The following is an 18,373-nucleotide window of genomic DNA, read 5'->3' on the forward strand; positions in this document are numbered from 1 at the left end:
GTAAAATGGAATGATTAATAATTCCTTTTGTTGCTTAAGGTGAATACGCTCATGATTCATTACTACCGCGTTGCTTTTTAACTTGGCGTCTCTTAATATCACAAACGGATACAATGTAATACCTTGATAACCTTTGGGCGTTATCTTTTTAGAAATTAAAATCATAATTAGATCATTTCAAAAATCAATCCAAATTGCATTATCTTTGCAAAACATGAAAAAAATTATTCCCGTAGAAAAAGGCGATTACTACCTTACACCTGAAGGTTACCGCTGTTTTACCGCTCAATATCACCTAAAGCGAGGTTATTGCTGTAAAAGTGGCTGTAGACATTGTCCGTATGGATACGACAAAAAAACAGATTCTTTTAAGGATAAAAAATCTTAGTGTGTGTTGTTTTTTTAAAGCCCTTACGGATGTATTTCTTTAAGACGACTTACAACAAGTTATTAAAAGATCTGAATTACAGGCATGCTCTTCATCGTAAAAAAATCGTTAAACAGATGGGGTTTTAATCTATTTACACTCTCAAATTAAAAGGATTAAAAACGTGAAGAACGAAGATTCCAAGCTTTCTTTCGGTTAAAACACGTATGATAATTCTAGATGTAAGAAATCGTTTTCAATTGAAAACATTTAATTGAATTAACATTTATAGTATCGATTTTATTAGCAAGCTGTGGCTTTACTCCGTAATTGGTATGATTATTGTTAATAACAACTAAAGATATTAAGACTTATAAAGTCGCAACTTGTATATCAAAGAAATGTCAACACGTTTTAAAACGAAGTTGAATTAGAAACAAAAGGCTATATTTACTATACATGATGCAGTAGCTACATTATATTAAGAATATAGTAACACGGAGTGTCTTTAAATAATTTAATTAATTCGTTATAACTTAAACCTATGAAAAAACTCTTAAAATATTTACCAGTAGTATTAGTACTAATTGTTGTAAGTTCTTGTAGTTCTATAAAAGTAGCATCGGATTACGATAAAGAAACAACTTTTGACCAATATAAAACTTTTGCTTTTTATAAAACTGGAATCGATAAAGCCGAAATTAGCGATCTAGATAAAAAGCGCATTTTACGAGCTATTGAAGCAGACCTGACTGCAAAAGGATTTACTAAATCTGAAAACCCTGATATTCTAGTTAGTATTTTCACTAAAGCTAGAGAAGAAGTTAATGTGTATAATAACAATTATATGGGCTTCGGTCCTTATGGTTACGGTTGGGGTTGGAGTCCTTATTATTATAACGATTTTAATAACACAACAGTTACACGATCTACAGAAGGTACATTGTTTATTGATTTGATCGATGCCGAGAAAAAAGAATTAGTTTGGCAAGGTGTAGGTTCTGGATATTTAAACGAAAAAATGAATAAAAAAGACGAACGTATTCAAGAATTCGTTGGTAAAATATTAGAAAATTACCCACCAAAGCCGGAAAAATAATACTTTCCCTGAAAAAGAAAAGTAGTGCTGGGAACCTAGAAATAGGTTCCTTTTTTTGTTTAAAGATTCCTCCATTTTATTTTAAGACAGTTTTAATTTTCCTATCTTAAACCTAAGTGGTTTTATATTTACTAAGCACAGATTTAGTAAAATTACTCAATACAAGTGTACCACTGATTTTTGCACGCTCTAAAAGCAAAGTATCCCAATGGCCTGTATTTTCCCACATCACCATTTTCATGGCCTTTACAGCTGCTGGGTTATACGTTTTTAATTGTTGTACCAAAGTTTCTGCGGCTACATTTAAAGCTTCCTGATTATCAAAAACATCTGCATATAAACCTTTTTGTTTCGCCCAATTGGCATCGTAAAATTGCGTAGCATTAATGGTCATTTCAGACATGGCTATCACGCCTATTTTCCGACTAACCGCTGGTTCTATTACAAAAGGTCCGATACCTATACTCAGTTCACTTAATTTAATAGACGCATATTTCGTGGCTAAACAATAGTCCGCTGCCGCTGCAATACCTACACCGCCACCAACAGCTTTACCTTGCACTTTACAAATAATAAATTTAGGACACTTGCGCATGGCATTTATTACTTTGGCAAAACCAGAGAAAAAAAATTTTCCTTCCGCCTCAGTTTCAATTGCTATTAACTCATTAAAACTCGCTCCCGCACAAAACGTTCTTTCGCCCCCACTTTGCAAAACCACCACACTCACACTCGGGTTTGTACTAGCGGTATTAATTTCCGCTTCTAGTTTAGAAAGGAGCACGCTAGGCAAAGCATTATGCGACGGGTTATAGAATGAAATCGTGCTGACTCCTTCAATTACAGTTTGTGTTACAAATGGTTGTTCCATGTTTTAATGACCTAAATATTAGAAATCGAAGATACTGAAATTTTTAAATTGCAAATTAATATGCCTTTATTATCAGGAAGCAGTTAGTGGCTTTTACGTGATATACTCATTTGCAAACACTATAATTTTAAATCCTCTAAAGTTTCCGGAGTTGTAATTGGAGTGTCGTTATATTGCAATGTCCACCCCATAGAATTAGTTAAAACATAAAACTTAGACAATTCGCTAATCAATCTATTTTTAGAATTCTTCTTAAAATCTGAAGCTTCCACTTTTTTCATAAGCGATGCTTTTACTTTATTCTTAATCTTATTATAATCTTTGGCCTGAAACTGATTTAAAAAATCGGCCTGAATATCGTAATATTCAAACTCTGGATTAATCTTAACTTCCTCTTTTGGGATATACGTAATATTAAGAATTTTATTAACCTCATCAATATCGTAGGTAATTTTACTTAAGTCGTAAGCAATGGTTACATCTGCATTCACGACCACCAAAGCTCTTTTTTCGGCTGTCACCAAATACGGAAAAACATCTCTGGAATCTTTATATGAAAACACTTCGCTAAAATGACCTTCGGTAACGACTAATTTACCCACATTTTTAATTTGCTCCTGAATTAACATAGAGTTTTGTATAAGCTGGGCATCGTCTTCTTTCTTTTCATTACAATACCTAAGCGTAAAGAATAAGCAAATTGCAATTAGAATTCCAAAAGTTATATTTTTCATTAATTTAAATTTTAATGAAAGGTATAAAATATGTTCTGTAACACATATATATTAGAAATAAAAAAGTACCATATTTCTACTACGCTTTCAAGACTCTGAGATCATAAATCTATTTCGGATAATACAGTTCAATACTTTAATCTTAAAAATTAGAAAATCACTAGTGATTTTCTAATTTTTTGCTTATTTTGGTTTGTAATTTACATTTTAACCTCTTCAAAATAAATGAAACTTTTTATTTCTGCATTGCAATCAAATGTAAACTCTGTAAAAATTACCGAAGAAGCCCCACCCAGTGAATCAATTCTTTATCATTATACTTCCTTTCAATCTGCTCTCAACATAATTGAATCCGAAAAACTTTGGACTACACATATAAAATATTTAAATGACCTGAAGGAATTTCAGCATGCTGTTGATTTAACTCGAAATATTTTGACATTAAAGTTGAGAAACAATAAAAATGAGCTTGAAGTTTTCATTTATAAACTTTTATTAGACTGGATTAAAAACAAGAATGGAGCAAATACCTTTATTTTTTCTTTAACAGAAAAATCTGATTTATTAAGTCAGTGGAGAGGGTATTGTACAAAAGGAGGTGTTTCCATAGGATTTAATTATTCAAAACTCAAAGCTAAGTCTAAAAGTCAAGGTTTTCGGCTAGTAAAATGTGTTTATGATATAGAAAAACAGGAAGAGTTTATTGAAAAAATAATTAATGAAATTAAAGATAAATACACAAAAAATCACACGTCATATGTAGGCTCAAAAATTAATGAATTGTCTCAACAATTTTATAGTTCTTTTTTGTTAATGGCGACAAGACTAAAACATCCTTCTTTTAGGGAAGAAAAGGAGTGGCGTCTAATAGGTGGCCCTTTCAGTAATAAATTAGAAAAATTTAAATTTAGGTCTGCGTTACAAATGTTAATTCCATTCTATGAATTTGACCTGTTTTCAGATAAAAACTTAATGATTGAAAAAATTGTCATTGGACCAAATAAAGATCAACAACTTGCTGGTGATTCATTCCGACTTTACATTCACAAAAAAGAAAAAGGTTGGAGTCTTAAAAATTCAGAAATTCCATTTAAAGGTGAGTAATAAATATTTTATTCAAATACAGTAATTCACAGCTTAAATAAAACATTATTATAACACAAAAAAAAGCATCAACCCCGTTGTAACATAGTTGATATGCTTTACCGATTTTGATGCTTATAAACAGATTGATTAATAGCAATACTAAAATAAAAGTTATTTAAGTATTTGTCTATTTTTATAGACCATTAACACATAAAACAGATATAAAGCACAATATCAACAAGATATACCTGCATACTTCTAATATTTAAACGAAACCCACGGTAATTCTTTCTGAATCGCTGTAATTTTCTTATTCAAATTATTAAGAAATTTCTGATGTTGTTCTGAAGTTTCATTAAACGGTTTATGTTGTAATCCCGTCTGAATAGTCTGTACATCTTTCATTAAAACCGTTGTAGTTGGAGCAAGCCATGTTGCTTTAAACTTGTCCCAAATATAATCGATAGCAACCTGATTAGGATGAATTAAATCGGAGGCATAAAATCGATAATCACGAAGTTCGTCCATCATAATTTCATACGATGGAAAATAGTGAATTTGTTGACTTTTGTTAATTTCCAAAACTTGGTGAATGGCAGAAATAAGATGGGATTTACTTCGCGTATTTTCTACAAATCCATCCTTTGTATGCCGAATCGGCGAAACGGTAAAAATAACATGTGCCTCTGGATTCACCTCGGCTATAATATCTAGAATAGTTTGTAAAGACTCCTCCACTTCTGCGCTACGCAACAATTCCTTTTTAAATGCTTTTTGTGGTACTTTATGGCAGTTGGCAACTACAGTGTTAGATGCGATATGCCGGTACACCCATGCTGTACCCAAGGTTATTACAATGTGAGATGCGGTTTCTAGAAACTGTTTAGTGTTTAACACTGCCGTGTTTAAGCCCTTTAAAACGGCCGCTTTATCCAGTTGACTTAATTTAGAATGTGCATCGTAAGTCTGCCATATTTCATTCTGACAAAACAAATCAGCTTCAGTGTACACTTTATTATTTACAGCATGATGTAGTAATTGCTCTATAGCCTTAGGCTGAAACAAAACGCCAAACGGATTTTGAAGATTTTGAAATTTAAAGTAATCGAATTTATTTCCAATATTTTCTACAAAACAAGATCCCAATAACAACACCTTAGACTGATAATCGATTAGATTTTCGGTTTGTTGCTGTATTGGGATCTCGGTAAAAAATTTCATAAGTTAGGCCTTAACTACATAATTTTTAGCAGCTTCTAAAGCTTCTGGAATACCTTCAGGTTTTTTACCTCCTGCTGTAGCAAAAAACGGCTGACCACCTCCGCCTCCTTGAATAAATTTTCCTAATTCACGAACCACTTGTCCCGCATTTAGTTTATGACTTTCTACTAATGATTTAGAAATATAACAAGACAATAATGCTTTTCCGTTTTGTTCTGAACCAAAAACTAAGAATGCATTGTCTAAGGTACCGCCTAACTCAAAAGACAAGTCCTTAATTCCAGCCGCATCTAAATCTACTTTTTTGGCTAAAAACTGAATACCATCTATGGTTTCAATTTCGTTTTTAAGTTCACCTTTTACGTTTTTAGCTTTTTCTTTTAATAGTGCTTCTACTTGCTTTTTTAAATTTGAATTTTCATCCTGTAAATTCTGAAGAGCCTTTATAGGATCTTGAGCATTGTTAAGTAACTCTTTTACCTCAAAATAAATCTTACTACTATCCGTATAAAATTCTCTAACAGCATCGTTTGTTATCGCTTCAATTCTGCGTATTCCTGATGCTACAGCACTTTCGGACTTGATTTTAAAATGCCAAATATCCGAGGTGTTCTGTACGTGAGTTCCACCACACAATTCTATAGATTTACCAAAACGAATCGCGCGAACTGTATCGCCGTATTTTTCACCAAACAAAGCCATAGAACCTTCGTCTATCGCTTTTTGCATTGGAATATTACGTTGCTCCTGTAATGGTAATTTACCTTCGATTCGGGCATTTACGAAATCTTCTATATCTTGTAATTGCTCGTTAGTTACTTTAGAAAAGTGAGAAAAATCGAATCTTAAATGCTTAGAATGTACAGCAGACCCTTTTTGCTCTACATGCTCTCCTAAAATTTCACGTAATGCCTGATGTAATAAGTGCGTAGCCGTATGATTACAAGAGGTTCTGAAACGCTGTGTTTCATCTACACCCGCTTTTAAAACACTATTTAAATCTTCTGGAAGTTCTTTAACCAAATGGTAAACAACATTATTCTCTTTTTTAGTATCTAAAATATAAGTTACATTCCCGTTAGGCGATTCTATATAGCCTTTATCACCAACTTGTCCTCCACCTTCTGGATAAAACGGTGTTAAATTAAAAACAAGCTGATACATCGTACCTTCTTTTTTCGAAACTACCTTTCTATAACGTGTAATTTTAACCGGCGTTACCAAAGTATCGTAACCTACAAATTCCTGAATATCGTCTTCTATTAAAACAGTCCAATCGTCTGTAGACATTTCACTAGCCGATCTCGATCTTGATTTTTGTTTTTCCATAGCGGCATGAAAACCAGCTTCGTCCAATTCTAACCCTTTTTCACGAAGGATTAAAGACGTTAAATCGATTGGAAAACCATACGTATCGTATAATTCGAATGCTTTTTCTCCAGATACAACGGTATCCGAAGTATGTTCTATTACACCATTTAGGAGTACTAGACCTTGATCTAATGTTCTTAAGAAAGACATTTCTTCCTCTTTTATAACATTCTGAATCAGTTGTTTTTGAGATTTTAATTCTGGGAATGCCTCCCCCATTTTATTGCTAAGTACATTTACTAATCTATAAATAAATGGCTCTTTCTGATCTAAGAATGTAAAACTGTAACGTACTGCGCGACGTAATATTCTACGGATAACATATCCTGCACCTGTATTACTTGGCAATTGTCCATCGGCAATAGAAAATGCTACAGCACGTACGTGATCAGAAATTACACGAATGGCAACATCTACCTTTTCATCTTTGCCATATTCTGTTTTAGAAATGGTTTCTATTTCACGAATAATTGGTGTGAACACATCGGTATCGTAATTAGATTGCACACCTTGCATAACCATACACAAACGCTCGAAGCCCATACCTGTATCGATATGTTTATTAGGAAGCATTTCTAAACTTCCGTTGGCCTTACGGTTGTATTGCATGAAAACTAAATTCCAGATTTCTACCACTTGTGGATGATCTTCGTTTACTAATGATTTCCCATCTACTTTAGCTTTTTCTTCAGCCGAACGAATGTCTACATGAATTTCACTACATGGTCCGCAAGGGCCTTGATCGCCCATTTCCCAGAAATTATCTTTTTTGTTCCCCATTAATATGCGGTCTTCAGACACAATTTCTTTCCAAAAATCGTAAGCCTCCTGATCCATTGGAGTACCATCTTCTTTATCACCTTCAAAAACGGTAACATATAATATGTCTTTATCTATACCGTAAACTTCGGTTAATAATTCCCAACACCATGCAATAGCTTCTTTTTTAAAGTAATCTCCAAAACTCCAGTTTCCAAGCATTTCAAACAAGGTATGGTGATAGGTATCGTACCCCACTTCTTCCAAATCGTTGTGTTTACCAGAAACACGTAAACATTTTTGAGAATCGGTTAAACGCGTATTTGGCGGTTTCGCTTGCCCTAAAAAGTACTCTTTAAAAGGTGCCATTCCCGAATTAACAAACATTAACGTAGGGTCGTTTTTTAAAACCATAGGTGCAGACGGCACAATAGTATGACCTTTACTTTTGAAAAATTCTAAATATTTAGAGCGAATGTCTTGAGATTTCATATTATATGTAACAAACTGTTATTATATTGACTACTTTTAGGGAGTCGTTCTTTGTTTATAAAGTGCAAATATATTGTTAAATTCAGGTTTGCTTAAGGCAAGTCGTAAAATATTGTCATTAGTTTTTTAAATTTGTAACATAATTATTTTTACGATTTACTAGAACACCCTTGGTTTAACACCTTGTTTTTCCTTTATAATTGCAAAAATAGTATAAATTAAATAATGAGTAAGGTAAAATATTATTATGATCCTGAGACGCTTTCCTATAGGAAAATAGAGCGTAAAAAGCGTAAGACGTTTAAGTACATTTTAGGATTTATTACGGCTTCTGCCTTATTTGGATTTTTAACGGTTTTTGTAACCAGCCATTTTGTTGAATCGCCTAAAGAGAAAGCTTTAAAGCGAGAATTAACAAATATGAAATTGCAATACGACTTGCTAAACAAGAAGATGGATGAAGCCTCTGAAGTTTTAGCCAGTGTAGAAGACCGCGACAATAACATCTATCGTATTTACTTTGAAGCAAACCCCATACCTGAAGAGCAACGTAAAGCTGGTTTTGGAGGTATAAATCGATATAAAGGATTAGAAGGTTACGATAATTCTAAACTCATTATTGAGAGCAGTAAAAAATTAGACATCCTACAGAAACAAATTGTAGTGCAATCGAAATCTTTAGATGAAATTGCTAAACTAGCCGAAGACAAAGAAAAACTATTAGCATCTATTCCTGCTATACAGCCTGTAAACAATGTAGATTTAACACGAATTGCATCGGGTTATGGCTATCGTACAGATCCATTTACTAAAGCACGTAAGTTTCATTACGGCATGGATTTTACAGCCCCTCGAGGCACACCCGTTTATGCTACTGGCGACGGTACTGTACTAAGAGCCGATAGCCAATCGACTGGATATGGAAGACATATTAGAATTGACCACGGGTATGGTTATGTCAGTTTATATGCGCATCTTTACAAATATAACGTTAAGAAAAACCAGAAGGTAGAACGTGGCGACTTAATAGGTTTTGTTGGAAGTACTGGGCGCTCTGAAGCACCACATTTACATTATGAAATCTTTAAAGACGGCGAGCGTATAAATCCAACAAATTTCTATTATGGAAGTTTAACTTCTGAAGAATACAGTATTCTTCTAGAAAAATCTTCTTTAGAAAACCAATCTTTAGATTAATGCATATAGATTTACCTGATAAACGATATTACGGTATTGGCGAAGTCGCCAAAGCATTCGATGTTAATGCCTCTTTAATCCGCTTTTGGGAAAAAGAATTTGATGTGCTTAAGCCTAAAAAAAATGCTAAAGGCAACAGAAAATTCACTCCCGAGGATATCAAAAACCTTAAACTGATATTCCATTTGGTTAAAGAACGTGGTTTTACACTCGAAGGAGCAAAAACACATTTAAAGGAAGAAAAAAAGAAAACTTTAACTAACTTTGATATTATAGATAAATTGGAAAATATTAAAAGCCAACTTATTCGAATTAAAAATCAACTATAAAAACTAACACACATGAAAAAATGGTTAATTCCTGTAATCGTTATTGCTGCTATAGTAATAGGATTCTACAAATGGGGCGTGGGATTTAATAACACTGCAGTAAGATTAAATGAAAACGTAAGTGAAGCTTGGGGAAATGTACAAACATCTTACCAACGTAGAAATGACCTAATCGGAAATCTTGTAAAAACAGTACAAGGTGCCGCAGATTTTGAAAGATCGACATTAACAGATGTTATTGAAGCACGTGCTAAAGCGACATCTACAACTATTAATCCTGAGAACATTACTCCGGAACAGTTACAACAATTTAACCAAGCTCAAGGCGGGTTAAGCAGTGCATTATCTAGATTATTAGTATCGGTAGAGCGTTATCCTGATTTAAAAGCAAATCAGAATTTCTTAAAACTTCAAGACGAATTAACAAGTACTGAGAATACCATTCAGACTGCACGAGTTCGATATAACGAAGCGATAAAGCCATACAATAATCACGTAAAAACATTCCCAAATTCGATATTAGCTGGGATGTTTAATTTCGATGCTAAACCGTATTTCGATGCCGAAGCTGGTGCAGAAAAACCAGTAGATGTAGACTTCGATTTCAAATAAAAAACAATGGATTCTAAAGTAGAAAGATTTTTAAGTCAGAAAGAAGAAAACGAAATCGTTGAAGCTATTCGCGTGGCAGAAAATGAAACTTCTGGAGAAATCCGTATTCATATTGAAAAATCATCTTCCATAGACGTTTACGAACGGGCTATGGAAGTTTTTCATATGCTAAAAATGGATAACACCAAACTACAAAATGGTGTACTTATCTATGTAGCTGTGGAAGATAAAACCTTTGTTATCTACGGAGATAAAGGTATAAATGATGTGGTTGCTAATGATTTTTGGGATACCACAAAAGATGTTATTCAATCCCATTTTAAACAAGGTCAGTTTAAGGAAGGCCTTGTTCAAGGCGTGCTAAGAGCCGGAAAAGAGTTACAAGCTAATTTCCCTTGGGACGCTTCAGATATTAACGAATTACCTAACGAAATTTCAAACGGATAAATCGTGCAAAAATTAAAAAACACTTGGTTATTACTTACTTGGATTTGTATCGCATGCTGTACGTCGCAAATTGCAACTGCTCAATTTGATATTCCTAAAAAACCAGAACTTCAAACTAGTGTTTACGATTATATCAATTTATTATCTCCCGCAGAAAAAAGCAATCTAGAGACTAAACTCGTAAGATATTCAGACTCAACATCTACTCAAATTGTAGTGGCTATAGTTGCTACAACCAAAGGAGAAAACATCGGCTTATTAGCTCCTAAATGGGCGCAATCTTGGGGTGTTGGTCAAGCGAAAGAAGATAACGGAGTCTTTATCTTACTCGCTAAAGACGACCGTAAAATTTGGATTGCACCGGGTTATGGTGTAGAACATAAACTTACCGCTGGTATTGTTGGAGAAATTACACGAAACGTGATTATTCCCGAATTTAAAACCGGTAGCTTTTATAATGGATTAGATAAAGGATCTGACGCTATATTTCAGCTCCTTATGGGGGAATATCAAGGCGTAAGAGAAACTACAAAACAAGAAGGATTTCCTCCTGGATTAGCAATGTTCATGATTATTATGTTCATTATTTTCATGATTGCCATTTCTAAAAACAAACGCGGAGGCGGTGGTAGAAACGGAGGTAATCGCAGACCGACAAGTATTTTAGACGCTATTATTTTAAGTAATATGGGACGCGGTAGCTTTGGTGGCGGTTTCGGATCATCTGGTGGCGGTAGCTTTAGTGGCGGCGGTGGATTTGGAGGTGGCTTCGGTGGCGGTGGCTTTAGTGGTGGTGGAGCCGGTGGAAGCTGGTAATTGATTGTCATATTTATAATAAAACATCACTTCTTTTTTATATATCTGATTTCTTTACAGATCGTAGTCCGATGTTTTTTTAGTTATATTCTTTTTGATTAACTTTAAAATAAAGGCTATGTTCTTCAATTACTTCTTATAAATATTACATTATTACAGATTTGTTTTTCATAGCTAAACTTTATTAGTACTATACTTAATACTATTAAAAATAACCTTGTTATAATGAAAAAACATACCAATCTTATAATCAGCGGACTTTTATTAATTCTAATTTTGAGTCTTGAACTTATAACCGATTTTATTACCAAACTTACAGGCTTAGATTTTTCTACTTTAGCCAATCAACAACAAAATTTATTTATTGCGGTTGCTGCTTGGATTGCCATAATCGTTTTACGTATACTTAAAACTAGATTTTTAAAACGTTATGACATTTCTGAAGAAGATAATCTGCACTCCAGAAAAGTGTATACGCAGTTTAATATTTTAGAAAAAGTAATTATTTTTATTATAATCATAGTGGCCATCGGACTTATTTTATTGTCCTTTGAAGGCATTAGAAAAATTGGTGTCGGACTTTTTGCATCTGCCGGAGTCGCAGGGATTATACTGGGTTTATCGGCTCAAAAAGTAGTTGGTGCATTACTTGCAGGAATTCAGATTGCCATAACCCAACCCTTTAGAATTGATGATGCTGTGGTGGTTGAAGGCGAATGGGGATGGATCGAAGAAATTAACCTAACCTATGTCGTTGTTCGCGTTTGGGACAAAAGACGATTGGTTTTACCTTCGTCCTATTTCTTAGAAAAACCGTTTCAGAATTGGACTAGAAATAATGCCGATATTATGGGAACCATTTTCTTATATACAGATTACAATATTCCGTTTAACAACTTGAGGGAAGAGCTTACTAGACTTTTAAATGCTTCCAATTTATGGGATGGAAAAGTAAATGTACTTCAGGTTACCGAATCTAAAGAAACAACGGTAGAATCTAGAATTCTAGTCAGTGCAAAGAACTCGCCTATGGCGTGGGATTTACGCGTACACATTCGTGAAAAAATGATAGAATACATTCAAAAAAACTATCCCGATAGCTTACCTAGAACACGTGTGGTTATAGAGAACAAAGCAATTAAGCCCGATTAATATCTCCCCATAAATCTGAAATAATTTGGATGCATTAGAATTAACTCTTTGCCCCCATACTATTAAATTTCCAGCTAAAGCCTATTAAAAAGTATTGTTGTAACACATTGCTTTCGCTATCCTGTATATAATCTTCATTTACAACTCGACTGGCATTTGTATTTTGATTTAAGATATCGTAGGCCTTTAAGGTAACATAGCCTTTATCGTTTAACACAGAATAAGACAGTGTACTATTCCAAAACCAAGAGCTCTTTTGGAAGCCATCTGAAATATTTGAATTATAATTAAAATTCATATTATTTCTCCATTCGAAGTTATTCAGTAAATACACAGCAGTGTTTAATTTTAATCTATGAATAGTAAAAGCAGTATCGTTAAAACTATCTAAACTATAAGTACCTTCTGAAAACTGAGCCGAATAATTAGACTCTAATTCTACAGTATCCGTTATATCGTAAACTACACCTAAAGAAGGTGCTAACGAACGTACTGTACTAGAATACTGCACATCATTATTAAAATTGACATTACGTTGTAAATTTGGACGTACGCCGGCAATTATTTTAAGGTCTGAGATAGAATCTAATTTTATTTTTTGAGACATACTCACCACCATATTTACATTAAAAGCCCCATCTACATTTACATATGTAGTTGTTTTTATCAAATTCTCATCTACTTCCGACTTACTCACTACTTTATTGTCTACTACATTTAAATTAACATATCCAAAAAATCCAAATCCTTTACTATAACTATTTGTATAAAAACGTGTGTTAACTCTATGGTTTTGGGTCATTTCGAGAGCCGGATTACCTTTTATAATATGCAACGGATTACTAATATTTACATAAGGTTGAAGCTGTGAAATGGATGGCGCTTCGTTTCTTAAACGATAATCTGTTCTAAAAGACATTTTAGATTTTACATCGTATCCTATTCTTGCATCCATGCGTACCTGTGCAAAATCCTGATCAAAATTTAATTCTGGACGAAGCATATCTTTAGACGATAAGTTTATAAAATCGTATCCCAACTCGGTTCTAAAAGACCATTTTTCACCACGATACCGCAGTCCCACCTCTGGCGTCGAGGTTACATTTTCATTTTCGAAATCTGTACTCTGATCAAAATTAAAATCACTGTATGTCTGCGACGTTTCATCAAAATCAAAGGTAGATAACTTGCTCTTAGAAAGTGTATTTCTATAGTTATACTCCATATCTAAAGACATTTTATCTTTTAACACAGGTTTTCTAAAGCGTATAGATGAATTTGTTTGTGTTTCTGAAAGGTTTCCATCGCCATACTGGTTTCTAATATCATCACTAGGTTCGTCTCCATAGTAATTCGTTTCTGATAACAAATACTTATCAGAATCGCTATTTTTTAATTGCCCTCCCATTTCAAAACGAATAAAACTTCCTTTTTTACCAAGACGTTTCGTCGCTCTTAAATCTGCAGTAAATACATCAGAATCGTTTATGCTATTTATACTACTAATAGATTTATTGGTGATGTCTCTATCTTCATTAAAAGACTCTTCTTCACTTAGCCAATTACTCGTACTCTTATTGGCTTGAAATCTTGGTCTGAAAGATAGTAGTAACGTAGAATCTAATTCTGTTTCGTAAGAGACGTTGGCTTTATGACTTTGATTTGTTTTAATCGTGCTAGATTCGCTCGATGTGTAGTATGTGGTCTCTGGAAGAAAGATCTCCTTATCTACTTTTCGTCTATCTTCAGAATCGCTTCTCGCGTAAAAATAATCTGTATTAAACTCGTTATACTTTGAAGGCGCACTATTAAAATTCGCACCAACATTTTTAGATGTTATAATTCCATTTCCTCCTGCCGAAAATCCTCTGTCTCTCCCAAAAGTATCATTAAGTTCGGCATTACTAAATCCAGGAGCATTTATGTTATTTCCCCCGGCCAATACACTAACTCTACGGGTATCGTTAAACCTATTGTAAATACCAGACATTTGATAACGCTCATCGGTTCCTCCGGCAGCAGACAAACGGCCAAATTCTCCTTTATTTTTATCTTCTTCAATGGTTAAATTAATCGTCTTGCTTTCTTGTTCTCCAGCCTCACCTGCAAAGGCTTGGTCTTTTGTTTTAGTATCTACTATTTGAATTTTTTTAATGATATCTTTCGTCAGGTTTTTTGTTGCAATACTTGGGTCATCTCCAAAAAAAGGTTTTCCATTAACCAATACATTATCTACTGCAACTCCATTTACTGTAATTGTACCGTTTTCATCAATTTCTACTCCGGGTAACACTTTTAATACGTCTTCTACATTCGCATCTTTCTTTGTTTTAAACGACTTGGCATTATACTCTAACGTATCCGTTTTAAAGGTTATTGGAGCTGTAGATTTTATTATTATTTCATCTAAAGCATTATCTTCAGTCTGTAACCTTAATGTGGGTAATTTTATAATTTCGGAATCAATTTCAATCACTTTTGTATAGGTTTTATATCCCAAATAAGACATAAAAACATTTAATCTATCGTCTGGGGTTTTACCCTCAATTTTAAATTCTCCTTTCCGATCGGTTATACCATAGGCCACTAAAGAACTATCCTGAATACGCTGTAAGTAAACCGTCGCGGCCTCTAAAGGCTCGTCCAAATCCTCTGCATAAAGGATTCCATTAACTTCAAAGCGTTTGGTTTGTGAAAATGATAAAAATGAAACTAAGCAAAATAAAAAAATAAGGAAATACTTCATAAAACTAAATACTTTTCTCTACTTGGGAGATTACAACTTACTCACTAAACAATTGATATAAAACAATTAGTCAATCTTAAACATAGAATTATAAAGATTGAGAAAGGTTAATATAAACCCCGACATATTTTATATGAGAACGCAAGATAAGGATATCTTACAATATGCAAAAAGCCCATTCTTATTTAGAACGGGCTTTGAATACTGACTATAACAATACGTTTATTTTTTACGCATATATACACTTACGGGCACACCATTAAAATCGAAATGCTCACGTAATTTATTTTCTAAAAATCGCTTATACGAATCTTTAACATACTGTGGTAAATTACAGAAAAAAGCAAATTGAGGTTGCGGTGTAGGCAACTGTGTAATAAACTTAATTTTTACGAATTTTGCTTTATATGCTGGTGGTGGATAGCTTTCAATAATAGGCAACATCACTTCGTTTAAAACGCTTGTTTTAATTTTCTTAGATCTGTTTTTATATACTTCTACAGCGGTTTCAATCGCTTTAAAAATACGTTGCTTATTTAATACCGAGATAAACACAATTGGCACATCTGTAAACGGTTCCATCTCACGACGAATTTGTCTTTCGAATTCTTTAGCCGAATTTGTTTCTTTTTCTATTAAATCCCACTTATTAACAAGAATTACGATCCCTTTTCTATTGCGTTCTGCCAACCAAAAAATGTTCTGAACTTGACCGTCGAAACCTCTAGTGGCATCTAAAACAATTATACAGACATCACTATGCTCGATGGCACGTACACTTCGCATTACAGAATAAAATTCTAAATCTTCTTTTACTTTAGACTTACGACGAATTCCAGCCGTATCGACTAAATTAAATTCGAATCCGAAACGATTGTATCTGGTGTCGATAGAATCTCGTGTGGTTCCTGCTATATCTGTTACAATATAACGCTCCTCACCAATCAAGGCATTAATAAATGATGATTTCCCTGCATTAGGACGACCAACAACAGCAAAACGAGGTAACGGATCTTCTTCCTCCTCTTCTTCTTGCTCTGGTAAAGCGTCAACTAGAGCATCTAATAAATCTCCTGTTCCACTACCATTTATACTTGCAACCGTGAAATATTCACCTAAACCTAAAGAATAAAATTCTACAGCGTCTTCGGCACGTTTTCCATTATCTACTTTGTTTACTACTAAAAAAACAGGCTTAGTTACTTTACGCAACAACTTCGCCACATCTTCGTCCATTCCTGTAACTCCTGTTTCCACATCAACCATAAAAATAATGGCATCTGCTTCTTCAATAGCTAAAACAACTTGTTTATCGATTTCAGCCTCGAACACATCATCACTTCCTTTTACATATCCTCCTGTATCGATTAACGAAAATTCTTTCCCGTTCCAGTCACTTTTCCCGTAATGTCTATCGCGAGTAACTCCACTTACTGCATCTACAATGGCTTCACGTCGTTGTATTAAACGATTGAAAAATGTTGACTTCCCAACATTTGGTCTTCCTACTATGGCTACTATATTACTCATATACTTTTAATTGTCTGCAAAGGTAGTGTTTACAAGTTTAAGAAAAAACTGTATTTTCACGCATTCGCTAAAGATTTACAAAAACATGATATTAGATAACGACATTGTGCTTCGCCCTAGATTTAACATAGATTTACCTCATGTTAATGAAGCTATTTTATCTGATTTTGAAGCTTTAAAAAACACACAAACAGATTTTGTGATCTCTCGTGTAGATAATCATGTTTTTATTCGAATTCCGAAGCATAAACAGCACTTTTGGTCGCCACAATTACATCTCGAAATTAACGAATTAGAACATAACACTTGTAGACTCCACGGGCTTTTTGGCCCCAATCCAACCGTGTGGACCTTCTTTATGTTTCTACATTTTATAGTGGTAATGCTTTTCCTTGGATTTGGTGTTTGGGGATATTCTAATTGGGCATTACACACTTCTTACGGCTTACAATTGGGTGTTTGTATAGCCATGATTGTACTTTGGTTTGCACTCTATTTTATAGGACGCGCTGGCCGAGCAAAAGGTAAAACCGATATGAAACTTTTACACGATTTTATGAAAAGTAACCTAAAATTATAACCTTTTATTTCTGATTATACCCAAAACGACGTAATTGCTGAGAATTAGAACGCCAGTTTTTGTTCACTTTTACATATAGTTCTAAGTGAATTTGTTTCCCGAAGAATTTCTCTAAATCTTTTCTTGCTTCAACTCCTACGCGTTTTAAGGCCGAACCTTTATGACCGATAATGATTCCTTTTTGGGTTTCACGTTCCACCATAATTACCGAACGTACACGAATAATTTGTTCTTCTTCAAAAAACTCTTCCGTATCCACCTCAACGGCATAAGGAATCTCTTTTTTGTAATGAATTAAAATCTTTTCACGAATGGTTTCATTTATAAAGAAACGCTCTGGCTTATCGGTTAATTGATCTTTTGGGTAAAATGGTGGCGAATCTGGAAGTAATTCGATTATACGATTAAAAACTTCTGAAACATTAAAACCTTCTAATGCTGAAATTGGAAAAATTTCGGCATTTGGCACTTTACTGCTCCATAATCCCACTTGCTCTTCTAATTGACCTTGATCGGATTTATCAATCTTATTCAATAGTAATAGAACCGGTATTTTTGCCGATGTAATTTTATCGAAAAAGGCTTCATCCTTTAACTCTGTTTCTCCTATTTCTACCATGTACACCAAAACATCTGCATCTTCGAAAGCAGATTTTACGAAGTCCATCATAGACGATTGTAATTCGTAAGCTGGTTTTATAATTCCAGGAGTATCCGATAAAATAACCTGAAAATCGTCTCCGTTTACAATACCTAAAATACGATGACGCGTGGTTTGTGCTTTAGATGTGATAATCGATAATTTCTCACCTACAAACGCGTTCATTAGTGTTGACTTCCCAACGTTTGGATTACCTATAATATTTACAAAACCTGCTTTATGATTCATCTTTTACTGCATTTTAGTGATTGCAAAGTTACAACCTTGGTTTATTATATCCGCTTTTACGAACATAATACTTTA

17 protein-coding genes are annotated in these 18,373 nt (G+C 33.9%); 10 read left to right on the plus strand and 7 right to left on the minus strand.

The genetic code is table 11. The annotated features are described in order from the left end of the window. Window positions 1-214: 214 nt before the first annotated feature. Both ACKC83_RS02150 and ACKC83_RS02155 read left to right on the plus strand, forming a co-directional pair. Window positions 215-388, plus strand: a complete 174-nt coding sequence (locus ACKC83_RS02150) for a DUF5522 domain-containing protein (protein WP_434036870.1) — start codon at window positions 215-217, stop codon at window positions 386-388. A gap of 523 nt (window positions 389-911) precedes the next feature. Next, complete coding sequence (locus tag ACKC83_RS02155) at window positions 912-1,466, plus strand: DUF4136 domain-containing protein (protein ID WP_414035123.1); 555 nt, start codon at window positions 912-914, stop codon at window positions 1,464-1,466. A gap of 112 nt (window positions 1,467-1,578) precedes the next feature. On the opposite strand, the gene ACKC83_RS02160 is transcribed toward ACKC83_RS02155, so the two are convergent. Then, on the minus strand, window positions 1,579-2,337 hold the full coding sequence (locus tag ACKC83_RS02160) for an enoyl-CoA hydratase/isomerase family protein (protein ID WP_434036871.1): 759 nt from the start codon (window positions 2,335-2,337) through the stop codon (window positions 1,579-1,581). Between the two features lie 119 nt (window positions 2,338-2,456). Continuing rightward, window positions 2,457-3,071, minus strand: coding sequence for a DUF4230 domain-containing protein (locus tag ACKC83_RS02165; protein WP_414035121.1), 615 nt, complete (start codon window positions 3,069-3,071; stop codon window positions 2,457-2,459). Window positions 3,072-3,296: 225 nt separating this feature from the next. Here ACKC83_RS02165 and ACKC83_RS02170 point away from each other — a divergent pair, with 225 nt between their 5' ends. Then, window positions 3,297-4,175 (plus strand): DUF2971 domain-containing protein, encoded by an 879-nt coding sequence (locus tag ACKC83_RS02170; RefSeq protein ID WP_434036872.1) that lies wholly within the window; start codon window positions 3,297-3,299, stop codon window positions 4,173-4,175. 240 nt (window positions 4,176-4,415) lie between these two features. On the opposite strand, the gene ACKC83_RS02175 is transcribed toward ACKC83_RS02170, so the two are convergent. Next, a complete protein-coding gene (locus ACKC83_RS02175) occupies window positions 4,416-5,378 on the minus strand; it encodes a GSCFA domain-containing protein (RefSeq protein WP_434036873.1) in 963 nt (320 codons plus the stop codon). 3 nt (window positions 5,379-5,381) lie between these two features. Next, on the minus strand, window positions 5,382-8,000 hold the full coding sequence (gene alaS / locus ACKC83_RS02180) for an alanine--tRNA ligase (RefSeq protein WP_434036874.1): 2,619 nt from the start codon (window positions 7,998-8,000) through the stop codon (window positions 5,382-5,384). Window positions 8,001-8,225: 225 nt separating this feature from the next. On the opposite strand from alaS, the gene ACKC83_RS02185 reads away from it, so the two are divergent. From ACKC83_RS02185 to ACKC83_RS02210, 6 genes are all read left to right on the plus strand, one after another. Then, complete coding sequence (locus ACKC83_RS02185) at window positions 8,226-9,197, plus strand: M23 family metallopeptidase (RefSeq protein ID WP_414035118.1); 972 nt, start codon at window positions 8,226-8,228, stop codon at window positions 9,195-9,197. Next, complete coding sequence (locus tag ACKC83_RS02190) at window positions 9,197-9,526, plus strand: MerR family transcriptional regulator (protein ID WP_434036875.1); 330 nt, start codon at window positions 9,197-9,199, stop codon at window positions 9,524-9,526. The genes ACKC83_RS02185 and ACKC83_RS02190 overlap by 1 nt, the downstream gene beginning before the upstream one ends. 12 nt (window positions 9,527-9,538) lie before the next feature. Continuing rightward, complete coding sequence (locus ACKC83_RS02195; protein WP_414035116.1) at window positions 9,539-10,138, plus strand: LemA family protein; 600 nt, start codon at window positions 9,539-9,541, stop codon at window positions 10,136-10,138. A 6-nt stretch (window positions 10,139-10,144) separates the two neighbouring features. Next, window positions 10,145-10,585 carry a TPM domain-containing protein gene (locus ACKC83_RS02200; protein WP_414035115.1) on the plus strand — a complete coding sequence of 147 codons (441 nt, stop codon included), beginning with the start codon at window positions 10,145-10,147 and terminating at the stop codon, window positions 10,583-10,585. A 3-nt stretch (window positions 10,586-10,588) separates the two neighbouring features. Further along, window positions 10,589-11,401 carry a TPM domain-containing protein gene (locus ACKC83_RS02205; RefSeq protein ID WP_434036876.1) on the plus strand — a complete coding sequence of 271 codons (813 nt, stop codon included), beginning with the start codon at window positions 10,589-10,591 and terminating at the stop codon, window positions 11,399-11,401. A 225-nt stretch (window positions 11,402-11,626) separates the two neighbouring features. After that, the gene (locus ACKC83_RS02210) at window positions 11,627-12,553 is read left to right on the plus strand and encodes a mechanosensitive ion channel family protein (RefSeq protein ID WP_434036877.1); all 927 of its coding nucleotides are present in this window, start codon (window positions 11,627-11,629) and stop codon (window positions 12,551-12,553) included. A gap of 40 nt (window positions 12,554-12,593) precedes the next feature. Here the strand turns inward: ACKC83_RS02210 and ACKC83_RS02215 are convergent, their stop codons facing one another. Together ACKC83_RS02215 and der are read right to left on the minus strand one after the other, a co-directional pair. Beyond that, window positions 12,594-15,299, minus strand: coding sequence for an outer membrane beta-barrel protein (locus ACKC83_RS02215; protein WP_434036878.1), 2,706 nt, complete (start codon window positions 15,297-15,299; stop codon window positions 12,594-12,596). A gap of 222 nt (window positions 15,300-15,521) precedes the next feature. Then, on the minus strand, window positions 15,522-16,829 hold the full coding sequence (der, locus tag ACKC83_RS02220; RefSeq protein ID WP_414035111.1) for a ribosome biogenesis GTPase Der: 1,308 nt from the start codon (window positions 16,827-16,829) through the stop codon (window positions 15,522-15,524). 85 nt (window positions 16,830-16,914) lie between these two features. Between der and ACKC83_RS02225 the strand changes: the two genes are divergently transcribed. Then, window positions 16,915-17,409 carry a GTP-binding protein gene (locus tag ACKC83_RS02225; protein WP_434036879.1) on the plus strand — a complete coding sequence of 165 codons (495 nt, stop codon included), beginning with the start codon at window positions 16,915-16,917 and terminating at the stop codon, window positions 17,407-17,409. 4 nt (window positions 17,410-17,413) lie between these two features. On the opposite strand, the gene era is transcribed toward ACKC83_RS02225, so the two are convergent. Next, complete coding sequence (era, locus tag ACKC83_RS02230) at window positions 17,414-18,298, minus strand: GTPase Era (RefSeq protein ID WP_434036880.1); 885 nt, start codon at window positions 18,296-18,298, stop codon at window positions 17,414-17,416. Window positions 18,299-18,373 lie beyond the last annotated feature (75 nt).

Origin of the sequence: Formosa bonchosmolovskayae (assembly GCF_051016085.1) — a bacterium.
Taxonomy (GTDB): domain Bacteria; phylum Bacteroidota; class Bacteroidia; order Flavobacteriales; family Flavobacteriaceae; genus Formosa.